This is a genomic window from Amycolatopsis methanolica 239, from assembly GCF_000739085.1.
In the GTDB taxonomy this organism is placed as follows: Bacteria; Actinomycetota; Actinomycetes; order Mycobacteriales; family Pseudonocardiaceae; genus Amycolatopsis_E; species Amycolatopsis_E methanolica.
On record NZ_CP009110.1, the window covers coordinates 745,619 to 761,174 of the forward strand.

Consider the following 15,556-nt stretch of genomic DNA (forward strand, 5'->3'; position numbering starts at 1 on the left):
GGTGCGGGTCCGGTTCACTGCCGTCGCAGGACGCGGTTGGCCAGCGACGCCGGACGCTCGTCGAGCTGCGCCCGCAGCCGCTCGTTCTGCCTGTGCAGCTCGTCGGCCTCGGCACGCAGGTCCGCGGCCTCCGTCGCGAGCCGGTCGAGCTCACGCCGCTGCCCGGCGATCGTTTCCGCCATCGAGTCCGCGTTCTCGGCGTGCGCCACCGCGTCGAACTGCAGCTGCAGCAAGCGGGTGTAGAGGGCGATGCGGTTGTTCTCCAACGTGTAGAGGAGCCGCGAGTCGCGGTACGGCCGCAGTGCGTCGAGCAGCGCCTCGTCCCGGGTCACCACACCGACGCCGAAGATCGCCGGGATCACCGCGAGCTGCCAGCCGTCCGTCAGCGCGTCCTCGACCGCGGTGAGCACGCCGTTGCGTTCGCCGCCCGCCTCCTGCGCGCACGTGAACGCGCCGAGGCCGACGAAACCGGCGCGGGTGAGCTCGTCGTGCCACGCGGTCGGACCCTCCGAACTGGACGGATGCCGGTCCTCGGGGCGCAGCCGGGACGGCAGGTAGTACTGGTCCCGCCGCGAGCACGGCCACAGCACGTCGTGCAGCACCGCGACCGCGTCCGGCGCGTTCGCCAGCACCCAGTCCAGCTCGGCACGCACGGTCGCGTAGTTGTGGTCGCCGTCCAGCACGTAGAGGTCCGCGACCGGCAGGTGCGGCAGCACGTCCGGCGAGCGTTCCTCGACCAGGTGCAGCGCCGGGTTCCCGGCGATCGCCGCGCGCAGCGACTCGGTCGGGGCCGGGTCGACGCAGTACACCGCGCGGGCGCCGAGTTCCGTGTAGATGCCGCTGACCTGCCCGGACTCGACGCCGACCTCGACCACCGTGGAGATCGGCCGGTGGGCGTAGACGACCTCGAAGACCTCCCGGAAGCAGGACAGCGAGTGCAGCAGCAGTGGTGTCTGCCGGGCGGCGCGGGCCTGGGCGTGCGGATCGGTGCGGGTGCCGTAGTCGTTCACTTACCGCTCCGCAGCTGCCGCACGGCGATGCGCGCCGCCGACGTGGCCAGGCCGACCGGTCCATGCGTGCGGATCTCCTCCCGCACCCGGCTGCGCATCCGGGTCAGCCGGGGTGCTGACGGCGGGTGGGCGCCGAGCCCCGTCCGGGACTTCGGCAGCACCGCGAAGGCGACCGTCACCTGCCCGGACGTCACCGGCGCGCCGAACCGGGCGGCGACCGGGAACCACACCGCGCCCTCGTCGGCCTCGAACTCGAACAGCGTGCCGCCCAGCCACCGGCACGCGGCGTGGATCAGCCCGGCGAAGTCGGCGGGGTGTTCCCAGCGCTCCACCCGCGGCACGCTCTGACCGGGCACGATCGCCTTGACCTCGACCCAGTCGATCCGCACCAGCGCGGGCCGCCCCGGCACCGCGAGAGCCACATCGGTGACATCAGCGGAGCGGAAGTCCAGGCGCGCGAACGAAAGCCCGTTGTGGTTGATGCGCACCCGGCGGCGCGGGCCGTCGTGCCATTCGCCGTCGCCGGTGCGGAAACTCAACCTGGTCTCGGCCGGGTCGTCGGACGGCTCGAACAGGTCCGCGTCCACCTGTCTTTCGGCCAGCGCGCGAGCGCCCGCGGCCAGCCGGGTGTCTGAGGCCGCGAGCAGTGCGGGCCAGAACGCGTCGCGCATCTCCAGATCGGCCAGGTCGGCGGGGGAGAGGTAGGGAATCGCGGGCAGCAGGTCCTCCGGCACGACCCGGGTGATCAGCGCGGACCCGAAGTTGTCCTCGTGCGCCCAGTTGCCGAACACCGCGGCTTCGGCGGCTGTCGGCGCCTTCAGCGCGGACACCAGGATGTTCGCCAGCCGGTGCCGCGCGGTGCCGGTCAGGTCCGGCCGGCCGCCGTCGGCGTAGCGGTACCACTGGGCCTGGAACTCGCGGATGCCGTCCTGGACCGCGCGCCGCTGCGCCAGCTGGGCCTCGCCGTCGGAGGCCGGGCCGAGCACGGGGGAGCCGTCGTCGGCGAAGTCCAGCAGCGAGCCGCAGAAGTCGTTCACCGACTGCTCCAGCACCTCGGGGCTGCGGCTGATGGTCCGGGCGATCTCGGGCGGCTGTCCGCCCTGGCTGAGGTAGCTCTCGATGCGCAGCCCGGCCCGGTACACGCGCACCGACCGGTCGTCGGTGGCGAGGTAGAAGCCGGCCGGGTGGACCTCCGCGCCGGCCACGTCGAGCAGCCGGCCCAGGTAGTACTGGATGGTCCCGCCCCAGCCCAGGTCGACCAGCGCGGGCTCGGGCGCGTCGAGCATCCCGGCCCGGCGTAGCTCGCCCAGCACGCGCTCGCGGATGCGGGTGACCGTGACGGCCAGCCGGTTGCGCAGGTGGGCGGTTTCGGTGAGCACGTCGGTGACCAGGTCGATCTCCCGGTCGTTGTCCAGGACCGTGTCCAGGGCCTCGGCCAGCGGCGGCACGTCACCGGGGCGCAGCTGCAGGGCCTGCATCAGCTGGCGGACGGTGAGGCCGTGGCGCTGCTGGATGAACTGCCGCAGCGAGTCCCGGTCGGCCGGGTCGAGTGCGGCCAGCGAGGTGACGTGCCGGGACAGCCAGACCGGACGGGCCTCGACGTTCCAGCCGCGGGCCTGCGCGGCGTTGTTGATCAGCGCCGAGAGCAGGGTGCCCTCGCGCATCGGGCACCACAGCACCGGGATCCCGGACTGGTGGGCGCGCAGCGCGACCCACTCGGCGAACCCGGTCAGCACCGGGCCGAGCACCGAAGCGCCGTACCGCCAGGCCGTGCGGACCGGGGTCTGGGCCGCCTGGTCCACGCGCTGGAGCGTCTTCGCGCGCAGGCTGGTGATGCCGTAGTCGCCCTGGTCGGTGTCAAGGTGCTCGCCAAGCGGGTCCTCCAGGCCGAGCGGCTCGCGCTCCCGCTCCAGCACCGCGAGGAACTCCTCGTCGAGCCGTTCGTAGTAGACGGTCCGGACCCCCAGCTCCTGCGGCGCCTCGATGTCGGCGACCGCGTTGTCCCCGATGTGCACCACCTGCTCGGGGTGCACGCCGAGGTTGTGCAGGACGATCTCCCACAGCCCGGACGCCTTGTCGAGCCCGTGCTGGTGCGAGCGGAAGATCCGGGCCTCGCGCAGCGCGCCAAGGCCGGGGCGGTCGAGCAGCTCGGTGAGGTGCTCCTCGGTGAAGTAGGTGTCCGACACCAGCACGGTCGGCACGTGGTGCTTCGCGGCCAGTTCGACCAGCTCGGCGATGTCCAGGTCGGGCACCGTGAAGTCGCGCTCGCAGGTCACCTCGGCGCGGACCAGCTCGAGCAGCTCGGCGCCGAAGATCCGCAGCGGCATGTGCCGCCAGATGTCGAACAGCGACACCTCGGTGCCCAGCGCCTCCTCGCTCTGGCGCGCCCGCTGTTCCGCGACGATCCGCATGCGGCGGAACGCGGCGGGCGTGACCCAGTCCGGGCAGCGGCCGTCCCGCACGAGCCGCGCCCCCAGCACGGCGAACACGTCGGTCGGCCTGGGCGTGCGCCGCCACAGGATGGTGTCGAAGACATCCAGCGACAGCACGGCGCAGGAGCCGTCGGTGATCAGCCGACGGACCCGGGCGAGCGAAGGTGGCAACGACAAGTCATCTCCCCAGCTTTTGTGATGTGATTTACACGATAATCACTCCGATGGGGGAAATACGTTACGCGCGGCGAAGAGGTTGCCCGAACTGATCGGTAACTTACTACTGGTCAGAACCCTGTGGTGGTGGTTACGCTTTACCTGTGACCACGCGTAACAGCAATGCGGCTGACTATGACGTCATCGTGGTCGGATCGGGGTTCGGCGGCAGCGTCGCCGCGCTCCGGCTGACCGAAAAGGGCTACCGGGTGGCCGTCGTCGAGGCGGGCCGCCGGTTCGCCGACGATGAGTTCGCCAAGACGTCCTGGGACCTCAAGCGCTACCTGTGGGCGCCCGCGCTCGGCTGCTTCGGCATCCAGCGGATCCACCTGCTCCGCGACGTGATGATCCTGGCCGGCGCCGGTGTCGGCGGCGGGTCGCTGGTCTACGCCAACACGCTGTACCGGCCGCTCAAGCCGTTCTACCAGGACAAGCAGTGGGCGCACATCACCGACTGGGAGTCCGAGCTCGCGCCGTACTACGACCAGGCGAGCCGGATGCTCGGGGTGGTCACGAACCCGAGCGTCACGCCGTCGGACGAGGTAATCCAGAAGGTCGCGGCCGACATGGGCGTCGCGGACAGCTACCACCCGACGCCGGTCGGGGTGTTCTTCGACAAGCCGGGCGCGCGCGTGCCGGACCCGTACTTCGGCGGCGCCGGGCCGGAGCGGACGGGCTGCACCGAGTGCGGCTCGTGCATGACCGGGTGCCGCGTCGGCGCGAAGAACACGCTGGTGAAGAACTACCTCTACCTCGCCGAACAGGGCGGCGCGCAGGTCATCCCGCTCACCACGGTCACTGCCGTCCGCCCGCGCGGCGACGGCTCGTTCGAGGTCGACGTCCGCAAGACCGGCACCAGATCGAAGCGGTTCCGCACCACGCTCACCGCGGGCCAGGTCGTGCTCGCCGCGGGCACCTGGGGCACGCAGCGGCTGCTGCACGAGATGCGCGACCAGGGCGCGCTCCCCCGCCTGTCGCCGCGGCTGGGTGAGCTGACCCGCACCAACTCCGAGGCCATCATCGGCGCGGGCCGTCCGGCCGTGGACCCGGAGCGCGACTTCAGCCGCGGCGTGGCGATCACGTCGTCGTTCCACCCGGACGAGTCGACGCACATCGAGCCGGTGCGCTACGGCAAGGGCAGCAACGCGATGAGCCTGCTGCAGACGATCGCGACCGACGGCTCGGTGCCGACGCCGCGCTGGCTGCAGGCGGTGCGGTTCCTGGTCAAGCACCCGGTGCAGAGCGCGAAGCTGCTCAACGGCTACCGGTGGAGTGAGCGGACCGTGATCCTGCTGGTGATGCAGAGCCTCGACAACTCGATCACCACCTACACCAAGCGGGGCCTGTTCGGGCGGCGCAAGTACACCTCCAAGCAGGGGCACGGCGAGCCGAACCCGACGTTCATCCCGGCCGGGCACCAGGCCAACGAGCTGACCGCGAAGCACATCGATGGCACCGCGGGCGGCACCTGGGGCGAGGTGTTCGACATCCCGCTCACCGCGCACTTCATCGGCGGCGCGCCGATCGGCACCAGCGCCGAGGACGGCGTGATCGACCCGTACCACCGCGTGTTCGGCTACCCGGGACTGTCCATCGTGGACGGCACCGCGATCACGGCGAACCTCGGCGTGAACCCGTCGCTGACCATCACCGCGCAGGCGGAGCGGGCGTTCTCGTTCTGGCCCAACAAGGGCGAGGCCGACAAGCGGCCGGACCAGTCGGAGGGCTACCGGCGGATCAAGCCGGTCCCGCCGAAGAACCCGGCGGTCCCGGCCGACGCGCCGGCCGCTCTCCGATTGCCGCTGGTGTCTACAGGTCGATCCCGGCGAACACGGTGACCCGCTCCTCGGTGAGGTCGTGCATGGCGGCGAGCACGCCTTCGCGGCCCACCCCGGAGCCCTTCACACCGCCGTAGGGCATCTGGTCCGCGCGGTAGGACGGCACGTCGCCGATGATCACGCCGCCGACCTCGAGCTCGGCGGAGGCGCGGAACGCGAGGCGGACGTCGCGGGTGAAGACGCCGGCCTGCAGCCCGTAGGCGGAGGCGTTGACCGCGGCGAAGGCCTCGTCGGCGTTCTCGACCACGGACACGGCGAGGACCGGGCCGAAGATCTCCTCGGACCATGCCTTCGTGTCGGCGGGCACGCTGGTGAGCAGCGTGGGTTCGACGGTGGCGCCCTGGCGCGAGCCGCCTGCCAGCAGCTTCGCGCCCGCGGCGACGGCCTCGTCGACCCAGGCGACGATCCGCTCCGCGGCCGCCTCGTCGACGACCGGGCCGACGTCCACAGTGGAGTCGTACGGGTCGCCCGTCCGCTGCGCGGCGATGGCTTCGGCGAGCGCGGGGATGAACTCGTCGGCCACCGAGCGTTCGACGATGACCCGCTGCACCGCGATGCACGACTGGCCGGCCTGGTAGTTGCCGAAGGTCGCGATTCGCTGCGCGGCGCCGGTCAGGTCCGCCCAGTCGCCGAGCACGACCGCGGCCGCGTTGCCGCCCAGCTCCAGGACGACGTGCTTGCGCGGCGCGGCGTCGGCCAGCGACCAGCCGACCGGGCCGGAGCCGGTGAACGACACGACCGGCAGGCGCGGGTCGGCGACCAGTTTCGCGGTGTCCTCGTTGCCCAGCGGGAGGACCGAGAACGCGCCCTCCGGGAGGCCGGTCTCGGCCAGGATCTCGCCGAGGACCAGCGCGGACAGCGGGGTGCGCGGGGCGGGCTTGACGATGATCGGCGCGCCGACGGCCAGCGCGGGGGCGACCTTGTGGGCGACGAGGTTGAGCGGGAAGTTGAACGGCGCGATGCCGAGGACGGGGCCGCGGGGCACGCGGCGGACCATGGCGAGGCGGTTCTCGCCCGCGGCGTCGGTGTCCAGGCGCTGGAGGTCGCCGGAGAAGCGGCGGGCCTCCTCGGCGGCGATGCGGAAGACCGACACGGCGCGGCGCACCTCGGCTTCCGCCCACTTCAGGGGTTTGCCGTTCTCGGCGGTGATGAGTTCGGCGAGCTCCTCGGCGCGCGCCGCGAGCTGTTTCGAAGTGTGTTCCAGCGCGGCGGCCCTGACGTGGGCCGGTGTCCGGCGAAGCACCGGCACGGCGGCGACCGCGGCGGCCACCGCACGCTCGACCTGATCCGGCCCCGGCACGGCGACGGTCGCCACGTCGCTGCCGTCGAAGGGGTGGTGCACGTCCAGGGTGGCCGTCCCCTGCTCCGCCCGGCCGGCGATCCAGGCCGGCCGCGGTTCCGGCGTGATGGTGTCCATGCGGACCAACTTAGAGCGCCCGAGCAAAGGTCGTTTCACGTTCCACGCGCGCCGCACGCATCGCCCCGATCGGGTGATCTCAGCAGGACGAGTTCTCCAAGCTGGGCCGGACGACCCAGTTGATCTCCCAGAGCCAGAAGCCCCAGGTGAGCAAGGCCGCCCCGGCCAGTGCGGCCACGAGGCCGAGGCCCCGCGACGTCCACCGCCGGGTGACCCACACGAGGATTGAGCAGGCTGCGGCGGAGTAGCACGCGAACACGATCAGCTTCGGAATCATGACGATCAGGAGGCCCATTCCCGCTGAGGGTTCGAGATGGTCGGCGCCGCAGGCGGTGAGGTACCAGCCCACGGCCTGTTCACTCGCCAAGAGCCAGGCGATCCCGACGGCGATGTGCAACGCTCCCCACGCCAGCCCGCCCAGGCACCCGCGCAGGACGGACCGGAGGTCGCTCTCGGCGGGCTCGGCCACGCACCAAGATCGAGAGCGGCGCGCAGCCCGTTACGGAATACCCGCGGCGCCACCCCCGTTGTAGATGCTGGTCGGTGCGGTCCGTGTCCCCCGGGCCTCACCTGTTTCGCCGTCAGGGAACACCGGCGTGAGCCGGAGCCCTGTTCGGGCCTTTCGCCGAGAGGCGACCGCCGCGCCGGCCATCCACACGTCACGAAGGCCCCGGGCCAACGCGTCCGGGGCCTTCGTCGTTACCACGTCCCCGGGCGCACGTGACCCAGCCCACCTGGGACGATGGAAGACACACGTCGTCCTGATGGAGGTCCGGTGTCCAATCCGAGCGGTCCGGTGCTCGTCGTCGACTTCGGCGCGCAGTACGCGCAGCTGATCGCCCGCCGTGTCCGCGAGGCGCAGGTCTACTCCGAGGTGGTGCCGCACACCGCCACGCGCGACGAGATCCTCGCGAAGAACCCCTCGGCGATCGTCCTGTCCGGCGGCCCGGCCAGCGCCTACTCGCCGGACGCGCCGGGCATGGACCCCGAGCTGGCCAAGTCCGGCGTCCCCATCTTCGGCATCTGCTACGGCTTCCAGGTCCTCGCCCAGGCGCTCGGCGGCACCGTCGAGGCCACCGGCAACCGCGAGTACGGCCGCACCGAGGTGCACATCCCGGCGGACGGCGGCATCCTGCACCGCGACCTGCCCGAGCGGCACCAGGTGTGGATGAGCCACGGCGACAGCGTCACGAAGCCGCCGGCGGGCGCGAAGGTCACCGCGACCTCCGAGGGCGCCCCGGTCGCCGCCTACGAGAACGTCGACGACCGCATCGCCGGCGTCCAGTACCACCCCGAGGTCCTGCACTCGCCGCACGGCCAGGAGGTTCTGCGCCGCTTCCTGCACGACATCGCGGGCATCAAACCGCAGTGGACCACCGCCTCGATCGTCGAGGAGCAGGTCGCCCGCATCCGCGAGCAGATCGGCGACGAGGGCCGCGCGATCTGCGCCCTGTCCGGCGGGGTCGACTCCGCCGTCGCGGGCGCCCTGGTGCAGCGCGCCATCGGTGACCGGCTCACCTGCGTCTTCGTCGACCACGGTCTGCTCCGCCAGGGCGAGCGCACCCAGGTCGAGCGCGATTTCGTCGCCGCCACCGGCGTGAACCTGGTGACCGTCGACGCCCGCGAGCGCTTCCTGGACGCCCTCGCCGGCGTCACCGACCCGGAGCAGAAGCGCAAGATCATCGGCCGCGAGTTCATCCGCGTGTTCGAGCAGGCCGAGCGCGACCTCAAGGCGCAGGGCGACTACCGCTTCCTCGTCCAGGGCACGCTGTACCCGGACGTCGTCGAGTCCGGCGGCGGCACCGGCGCGGCCAACATCAAGAGCCACCACAACGTCGGCGGCCTGCCCGAGGACCTGCAGTTCGAGCTGGTCGAGCCGCTGCGGTTGCTGTTCAAGGACGAGGTCCGCCGCGTCGGCCTGGAGCTGGGCCTGCCGGAGACCATCGTGCACCGGCAGCCGTTCCCCGGCCCCGGCCTCGGCATCCGCATCATCGGCGAGGTCACCGCGGACCGGCTGGAGACGCTGCGCGCCGCCGACGCGATCGCCCGCGAGGAGCTGACCGCGGCGGGCCTGGACCGCGACATCTGGCAGTGCCCGGTGGTGCTGCTCGCGGACGTCCGCAGCGTCGGCGTCCAGGGCGACGGCCGCACCTACGGACACCCCGTGGTGCTGCGCCCGGTGTCCAGCGAGGACGCCATGACGGCCGACTGGACCCGCCTGCCCTATGACGTGCTGGAGCGCATCTCCACCCGCATCACCAACGAGGTCCCCGAGGTCAACCGGGTCGTGCTGGACGTGACCAGCAAGCCGCCGGGCACCATCGAGTGGGAGTGATCCGGGACTGACTTGGGGGGTGGCGTGTCGCTGGCCGGCATCGCGTTGATCGTCGTGGCGGTGTTCCTGTTCCGCCGCGCGCGCAAGGCGGGCGCGCAGATCCGGGCCATGACGGCCACGCCCACCCTCACGGTCGCGCAACTGGAGCAGATGCGGCGGATGGTCCCGCGGCCGCGACCCGAGGGCGGCTTCCGCAAGATCACCGAGGTGATCGGCGGCGCCCAGCCGGGTGTCGGCGGACTGCTGACGTCGGAGCTCAGCAAGACCCCGTGCGTCTGGTACAGCTACCGCGTCCGGCGGCGCTGGTACTACCGCACCCGCAAGGGGCACCGTCGGGTGCGCTGGGACACGGTCGCCGAAGGGCAGGCGCCGCCGAGTTTCGTGCTCGTCGATCCGCAGCGCCGCCCGATCGAGCTGGTCGTGGACGGCGCCCGGCCGGAGGCCGTGGAAAAGCCGGTCGATTCCTACCAGACCGATTTCCGGGCCGAGACGGTCGAGTTCCTCGGTCTCGAGTGGCCGCGGGGCCGGGGCACCCTCGGCTTCCACTACGAGGAGTGGATCATCCGGCCCGGCACCTGGCTCTACGTCCTCGGCGAAGCGCGCGACGTGACGGGCTCGCTGGTCATCGGGAAGCCGGAGGACGGCAGCGATTTCATCATCGCCGCGAAACCGGAGGGCGAGCTGCGTGCAGGCCGGGGCCGTCGCCACCGCCTGCTCGGAGCCGCCGCCTGCGCGCTGGTCCTGGTGGGCCTCGCCCTGATCGTGACCGAATTCTGGATCATGGCCTGAAAAAGGAGCCGCGGACATATCCGCGGCTCCCTTCTGGCCTGGCAGTCTCCGGCGTCAGTCCCGCCGGCCTCCCCGCATCGACGCGCCCAGCATCAGCACCCCGACGAGCACCGCGCCGCCGGCGAGCACCCACTTCAGGTCGAAGGAGGGCAGCCACGTGGCGCCGTCGGACAGGACGTAGGCCGACACCAGCAGCGTCGCGATGCCGAGGATCAGCGTGACGACGTCCACCCCGCGCCGCCGCTCCGGCGGCGCCGGCGTCTCCGTGTCGTGGGCGTAGGGGTTCTCAGCCACGGCGCACCTCCAAGCTCCCGACGCCCTGGTCGGCCTTCAGCGTCAGCTGCAGCCCGCCCGGACCGTCGATCCCGTAGTCCACTCCGGTGATCGGGGCGATCCCGACCCCGTTGCTCTCGCGGCCGAAGCAGCTCACGTCACCGGCCTGCGACTCGCAGGAGTACGTGACGTCCGCCGTCGCGGGCACGCGGATCGTCGTGTCGCCCGCGCCGAGGTGCACCTCGGTCGTCACCGGCACGTCGGCGGGCAGCCTGGTCAGGTCCAGGTCCACGGTCCCGGCCGTGCGCTGGTAGCTCGGCAGCACCTCGGCCGCGCTCACCGGCGTGGCCCGCAGGTCGCCCAGCCCGCCGGAGTAGTCGGCGACGGGGACCGTGGTCAGCGCGACGCCCGCGATCGACAGCGGCACCGCCAGGATGGCCAGCTTGCGGCCGCCACCGGCGAACGCACCTGCCACCATCCCGACACCCAGCACCCCGAGCACCAGGCCGATGACGTGCTGCGGCGAGAACCACGCGTCACCGGACGAACCGATGGCCGCGCCGATCCCGGCGACCAGCAGCGCGATGCCGAAGGTCGCGACACCGATCTTGCTCGTCCGCCGCGGCGCGCGCGGCGGTGGTGGCGGGGCCGGTGCCGGTGGCGGCGCCGGGTCCGGCAGGTCCCACGCCATCGGGTCCGCGCCCAGCGGATCCCACCCGGACTCGGCCCGCTCGGTGGTGCCCGGCGCGCTCATGGAGAACGCGGCGGGGCCGACGTCGGTGGCCACGCGGGTCACCGGCGCCGGCCGGTTGACGTGCCCGCGGCCGCGGTGCAGCAGGTACAGCGCGGTGACCATCATCGCCGCGCCGATGATGCCGCCCCCGTCGAACCAGCCGCCGGCGAACGCCCAGCTGGACAGCGGGAAGAACAGGATGGCCAGCACGATCGTGATGTGCTTGGACATCGAGCTGCGGCCCTGCCCGAACAGTGACTCGATGGGTGACACCTCGTCGCCCTCGGCCGGGAACAGCAGCCAGCACAGCAGGTACAGCGAAGCGCCGACGCCGCCGAAGACCGTCGCGGTCACGAACGCCACCCGCACGATCACCGGGTCGATGCCGTACCGGTTACCGATGGCCGCCGCGACGCCGCCGATCTTGCCGCCCCTGGCGGGACGGCGCGGCCGGCTGGCCCAGAAGTCCTTCACGGTCTCCTCGAAACCGCCCAGGCCTTGCGGTTTCGGAGCCTCTGCCGTGTCGTTCATGGTGCCCAGCATGCGTCAGCGGTCCCGCGCGCACATCGGGGAACGACCCTGAGTTTGCGGCGGCCGCGATCCCCGGGGTTTTCCCCGATGAATCGTGGTTGCGGCCGTGTGACCATGGCAGAACCATGGATCACGTGCAGGAGAAGCCGCGCACCGAGACCGGCATGCCGCTCCCGCGCCCACCGGGCGAGGGCGCGGTCGTGCCTGCCGCCGGAAGCGCGCTGGCGGAGGTCGACGAGCGGCCCAAGATGTACCGGCGCCGGTCGAGCCGCGTGGTGGCGGGTGTCGCCTCGGGCCTGGCCGACCACCTCGGCATCAAGGTGCTGTGGGTGCGCGCCACGTTCGCGATCCTGGCCGCGTTCGGCGGGGCCGGGATGGTGGCCTACGGGCTGTTGTGGGTGTTCGTGCCGCAGCGGCGGCGCGAGGAGACCGAGGCCCCGGCCACGCCGAGGGAGAAGCAGCAGGCCATCGGTCTGCTCATCCTGGGCGTCGGGCTGCTCGTCGCGGGCGGGGCGATCACCGGCGCGATCAACGGGTGGGTCGCGGTGCCACTGGCGCTGGCCCTGGTCGGCGCCGCGGTCGTGTGGCGGGAGGCCGACGAGTCGCAGCGCCGCCGCTGGCGGGACGGCGCGCGGTCCGGCGTCGCGGGCATGGTCCTCGGCGGCGGCGGGTGGTCGGCCGCGATCCGGATCCTCGCCGGTGTCGCGCTGGTGATCACCGGCATCGGCGTCGTGGTGCTGCGCAGCGGATCGCTCGATCAGGTGCAGTTCGCGCTGCTCGCGGTGCTCGCGACGCTGGTCGGGGTGGCGGTGCTGACCGTGCCGTTCTGGCTGCGGATGGGCCGTGACCTGGGGGAGGAGCGCCGGGCCCGCATCCGCACCGAGGAGCGCGCGGAGATCGCCGCGCACCTGCACGACTCGGTGCTGCAGACCCTGGCGCTGATCCAGAAGCAGTCGGAGTCGCCCAAGGAGGTCGCGCGGCTGGCCCGCAGCCAGGAGCGCGAGCTGCGCGGCTGGCTCTACGGCCCGTCCGGCTACGGGACGCCGGAGAAGAAGGGCGAGGACCGGTCGGTGGCCTTCTCCCAGGCGATCGCAAACGCTTGCGGCGAGGTGGAGGACACCTTCGCGATCTCGGTGTCGCAGGTCGTGGTGGGGGAGGCGCAGCTGGACGACCGGCTCACCGCGCTGGTGCTCGCGGCCCGTGAGGCGATGGTCAACGCGGCCAAGCACGCGGGGGTCGACGAGGTGAGCGTCTACGCCGAGGTGGAGCCCACCGCGGTCACCGTGTTCGTACGCGACCGGGGCAAGGGCTTCGACCCGGAGACCGTGTCGGAGGACCGGCATGGCCTCGCGGACTCGATCCGGGGGAGGATGGAGCGCAACGGCGGCACGGTACGGCTGCGCACGGCGCCGGGAGACGGGACGGAAGTGCAGCTGGAGATGCCGGTGAAGGCCGATTCTGGAGGGACGCGTTGAGCGAGACACCGCAGCTGAAGGCCCCGATCAGCGTGTTCCTGGTCGACGACCACGCGCTGTTCCGGGCCGGGGTGCGCACCGAACTGGACTCGATCACCAACGAGGTGCGGGTGGTCGGCGAGGCGGGTTCGGTCGCCGAGGCGGTCGCCGGCATCGCCCGGACGAAGCCGCAGGTCGTGCTGCTCGACGTGCACATGCCGGACGGCGGTGGCGCGGAGGTGCTCCGCCGGGCCCGCACCGACCTGCCCGACGTCGTGTTCCTGGCGCTGTCGGTGTCCGATGCGGCCGAGGACGTCATCGCGGTCATCCGCGCCGGCGCCCGCGGGTACGTCACCAAGACGATCTCGTCGAAGGAGCTGGTGCGGGCCATCGCGCGGGTCGCCGAGGGCGATGCGGTGTTCTCGCCACGGCTGGCGGGGTTCGTGCTGGACGCGTTCGCCGACCGCCCGGGTTCGGCCCCGATCAGCGACCCCGAGCTGGACCTGCTGACCCCGCGCGAGCGGGACGTGCTGCGCCTGCTCGCGCGGGGCTACGCGTATAAGGAGATCGCGTCGGAGCTGTTCATCTCGGTGAAGACGGTCGAGACGCACGTGTCGAGCGTCCTGCGCAAGACCCAGCTGTCGAACCGCTACGAGCTCTCGCGCTGGGCCTCCGACCGCAGGCTGGTCTGAACCAGGACCCGGCGGCGCACGCGCGTGAGGGCCACCCCGGCGAGCACGACGGCGACCCCGGCGAGGATCCGCGAACACGCCGAGGATGATCACGGCGATCACCGGGCCGGCGGACAGGTGCATCGGTGCCGTGCCGCCCGCGGGCAGTGCGAGCAGCGTGAGCCCGCTCGCGGTGGCCATCTGCGCCCCGGCCACCGCGACCGGCGACGAGCCGGTGCCGGACAGGTGTTTGCCCTCGTAGACGAAGACGAACCCGTAGCTCGCCGCGGCCCCGACGCACGCCAGAGCACCCCAGCTGAGCAGGCCGGACTCCTGCCACGCCGCGAAGGTCAGCACGGTGCCGGCGAGCCCGGCGAGCAGGCCGACGAGCTTCGGCGGGTCGAGCCGGCGTTCGACACCCATCAGCACGGCCATGAGCAGCGTCCATAGCGGCGTGGTCGCGTTGAGCACGCCGGTCACGCCCGAGCTGACGGTTTGCTCGCCGATCGTGAACAGCAGGAACGGCAAGGCGTTGTGGAAGAGGGCGGCGACGAGCAGGTGCTTCCAGATCCGTCGTCCGGCTGGCAGGCGGTCACGGGCGGCGTAGCAGAGCCCGACGAGGACGGCGCTGCCCAGGAGGGTGCGGATGAGCACGATCTGGACCGGCGTGAACGCCTGCAGCCCGATCTTGATCCACAGGAAGCTCGATCCCCACATGAGTGCCAGCGCGGCCAGGCGCAGCAAGGTTTTCGTTTCGGCCAAGGCCTTCACGATCGCGCCGGTGATCTGTAAGGACAAGCGAAAATCCCTACACGCTGCTGTTAGCAGAACTGTATTCTCGGGGGATGCTCGACGTCCGCCGGCTGCAGGTGTTGCGGGCCGTGGTGTCCAGCGGGTCGATCAGCGCGGCCGCCCGGAACCTCGGCTACACCCCGTCCGCGATCAGCCAGCAGTTGTCCACTTTGGAGCGCGAGGCAGGCACGGCGCTGCTGGAGCGGGTCGGCCGCGGGGTGCGTCCCACGCCGGCCGGCGCGTTGTTGTCCCAGCACGCGGAGGTCGTGTTCGCGCAGTTGTCCAAGGCCGAGTCCGAGCTGGCCGACCTGAAGGCGGGCCGCACGGGCCGCCTGGCGATCCGTTATTTCGCCACGGCAGGCGCGTCGCTGGTGCCGCCTGCGGTGGCGGCCATCCGGCGCGACTACCCCGGCGTGCAGCTGGACCTGCGGCTCCTGGAGCCCGGCGAGGCGCTCCCGCAGGTGGAAAACGGTGACGCCGACGTGGCGATCGTGGTTTTCTCGGGCTCGTACTCGAAGCCGGGCGTCGAGCTGTGCCACCTGTTCGACGACCCGTACCGCGTGGCGCTGCCGAAGAGCCACCCGCTGGCCCGGAAGCGGGTCGTGGACCTGGGCGACCTGGCCGACGAGCCGTGGATCAGCAACGAGGGCGTGCCCGGCCCCTGCCGGGACGTGCTCATGGCCGCCTGCGGGGCCGCCGGTTTCGTGCCGAACTTCGTGATGGAGTGCGAGGACTACGCGACCGCGCAGGGCTTCGTCGCGGCCGGTCTCGGCATCAGCCTGGTCCCGGTGCTGGGCCTGGGCGCGCCCCAGCCCGGTGCGGTGATCCGCCGGATCCGCAACCCGGAGCCGATCCGCCCGATCCACGCCGCCGTGGCCACCCGCTCACGCGACCAGCCCGCGGTCCGCCACCTGTTGCAGGTGCTCAAGGACATCAAAACCGACGTCGCCGCATAGAAGACCGAACCGCCACCCGGCAACGAAACGCAACAACCCCTCGAGCCACCCCCTCCCGCAACCCGATCCCCAGCCCAATCGGCAACCGAACGATTCAAGATCGGGTTCG

The 15,556-nt window shown here is 72.0% G+C and carries 12 protein-coding genes and 1 pseudogene; 6 read left to right on the top strand and 7 right to left on the bottom strand.

Features of this window, described 5'->3' with window-relative positions; translation table 11 throughout:
• Positions 1-14 precede the first annotated feature (14 nt).
• Positions 15-1,010, bottom strand: a complete 996-nt coding sequence (locus AMETH_RS03705) for a class I SAM-dependent methyltransferase (RefSeq protein ID WP_017986695.1) — start codon at positions 1,008-1,010, stop codon at positions 15-17.
• On the bottom strand, positions 1,007-3,619 hold the full coding sequence (locus AMETH_RS03710) for an HAD family hydrolase (RefSeq protein WP_017986696.1): 2,613 nt from the start codon (positions 3,617-3,619) through the stop codon (positions 1,007-1,009). Before AMETH_RS03710 ends, AMETH_RS03705 begins: the two co-directional genes overlap by 4 nt.
• Positions 3,620-3,762: 143 nt before the next feature.
• Here AMETH_RS03710 and AMETH_RS03715 point away from each other — a divergent pair, with 143 nt between their 5' ends.
• On the top strand, positions 3,763-5,496 hold the full coding sequence (locus AMETH_RS03715; protein ID WP_017986697.1) for an FAD-dependent oxidoreductase: 1,734 nt from the start codon (positions 3,763-3,765) through the stop codon (positions 5,494-5,496).
• Here AMETH_RS03715 and AMETH_RS03720 read toward each other — a convergent pair.
• Positions 5,468-6,913: an aldehyde dehydrogenase family protein gene (locus tag AMETH_RS03720; protein WP_017986698.1), complete on the bottom strand. Its 1,446-nt coding sequence runs from the start codon at positions 6,911-6,913 to the stop codon at positions 5,468-5,470. The two genes, AMETH_RS03715 and AMETH_RS03720, sit on opposite strands and share 29 nt — an antisense overlap.
• A 79-nt stretch (positions 6,914-6,992) precedes the next feature.
• On the bottom strand, positions 6,993-7,382 hold the full coding sequence (locus AMETH_RS03725) for a hypothetical protein (RefSeq protein WP_017986699.1): 390 nt from the start codon (positions 7,380-7,382) through the stop codon (positions 6,993-6,995).
• Between the two features lie 306 nt (positions 7,383-7,688).
• Here AMETH_RS03725 and guaA point away from each other — a divergent pair, with 306 nt between their 5' ends.
• Positions 7,689-9,248, top strand: coding sequence for a glutamine-hydrolyzing GMP synthase (gene guaA, locus AMETH_RS03730; RefSeq protein WP_017986700.1), 1,560 nt, complete (start codon positions 7,689-7,691; stop codon positions 9,246-9,248).
• A gap of 24 nt (positions 9,249-9,272) precedes the next feature.
• Entirely contained in the window at positions 9,273-10,037 is a 765-nt protein-coding gene (locus AMETH_RS03735; RefSeq protein WP_017986701.1) for a GIDE domain-containing protein, read from the top strand.
• A 54-nt stretch (positions 10,038-10,091) separates the two neighbouring features.
• Here the strand turns inward: AMETH_RS03735 and AMETH_RS03740 are convergent, their stop codons facing one another.
• The gene (locus tag AMETH_RS03740; protein WP_017986702.1) at positions 10,092-10,331 is read right to left on the bottom strand and encodes a hypothetical protein; all 240 of its coding nucleotides are present in this window, start codon (positions 10,329-10,331) and stop codon (positions 10,092-10,094) included.
• A complete protein-coding gene (locus tag AMETH_RS03745; protein WP_017986703.1) occupies positions 10,324-11,586 on the bottom strand; it encodes a PspC domain-containing protein in 1,263 nt (420 codons plus the stop codon). The genes AMETH_RS03740 and AMETH_RS03745 overlap by 8 nt, the downstream gene beginning before the upstream one ends.
• Before the next feature lie 113 nt (positions 11,587-11,699).
• Between AMETH_RS03745 and AMETH_RS03750 the strand changes: the two genes are divergently transcribed.
• Together AMETH_RS03750 and AMETH_RS03755 are read left to right on the top strand one after the other, a co-directional pair.
• Positions 11,700-13,049 carry an ATP-binding protein gene (locus tag AMETH_RS03750; protein ID WP_017986704.1) on the top strand — a complete coding sequence of 450 codons (1,350 nt, stop codon included), beginning with the start codon at positions 11,700-11,702 and terminating at the stop codon, positions 13,047-13,049.
• Complete coding sequence (locus AMETH_RS03755) at positions 13,046-13,720, top strand: response regulator (RefSeq protein ID WP_017986705.1); 675 nt, start codon at positions 13,046-13,048, stop codon at positions 13,718-13,720. Before AMETH_RS03750 ends, AMETH_RS03755 begins: the two co-directional genes overlap by 4 nt.
• Here AMETH_RS03755 and AMETH_RS36350 read toward each other — a convergent pair.
• Positions 13,678-14,461, bottom strand: a pseudogene (locus AMETH_RS36350) (DMT family transporter). The gene AMETH_RS03755 and the pseudogene AMETH_RS36350 sit on opposite strands and share 43 nt — an antisense overlap.
• Before the next feature lie 83 nt (positions 14,462-14,544).
• Here AMETH_RS36350 and AMETH_RS03760 point away from each other — a divergent pair.
• Positions 14,545-15,447 carry a LysR family transcriptional regulator gene (locus AMETH_RS03760; protein WP_017986707.1) on the top strand — a complete coding sequence of 301 codons (903 nt, stop codon included), beginning with the start codon at positions 14,545-14,547 and terminating at the stop codon, positions 15,445-15,447.
• Positions 15,448-15,556: the final 109 nt, after the last annotated feature.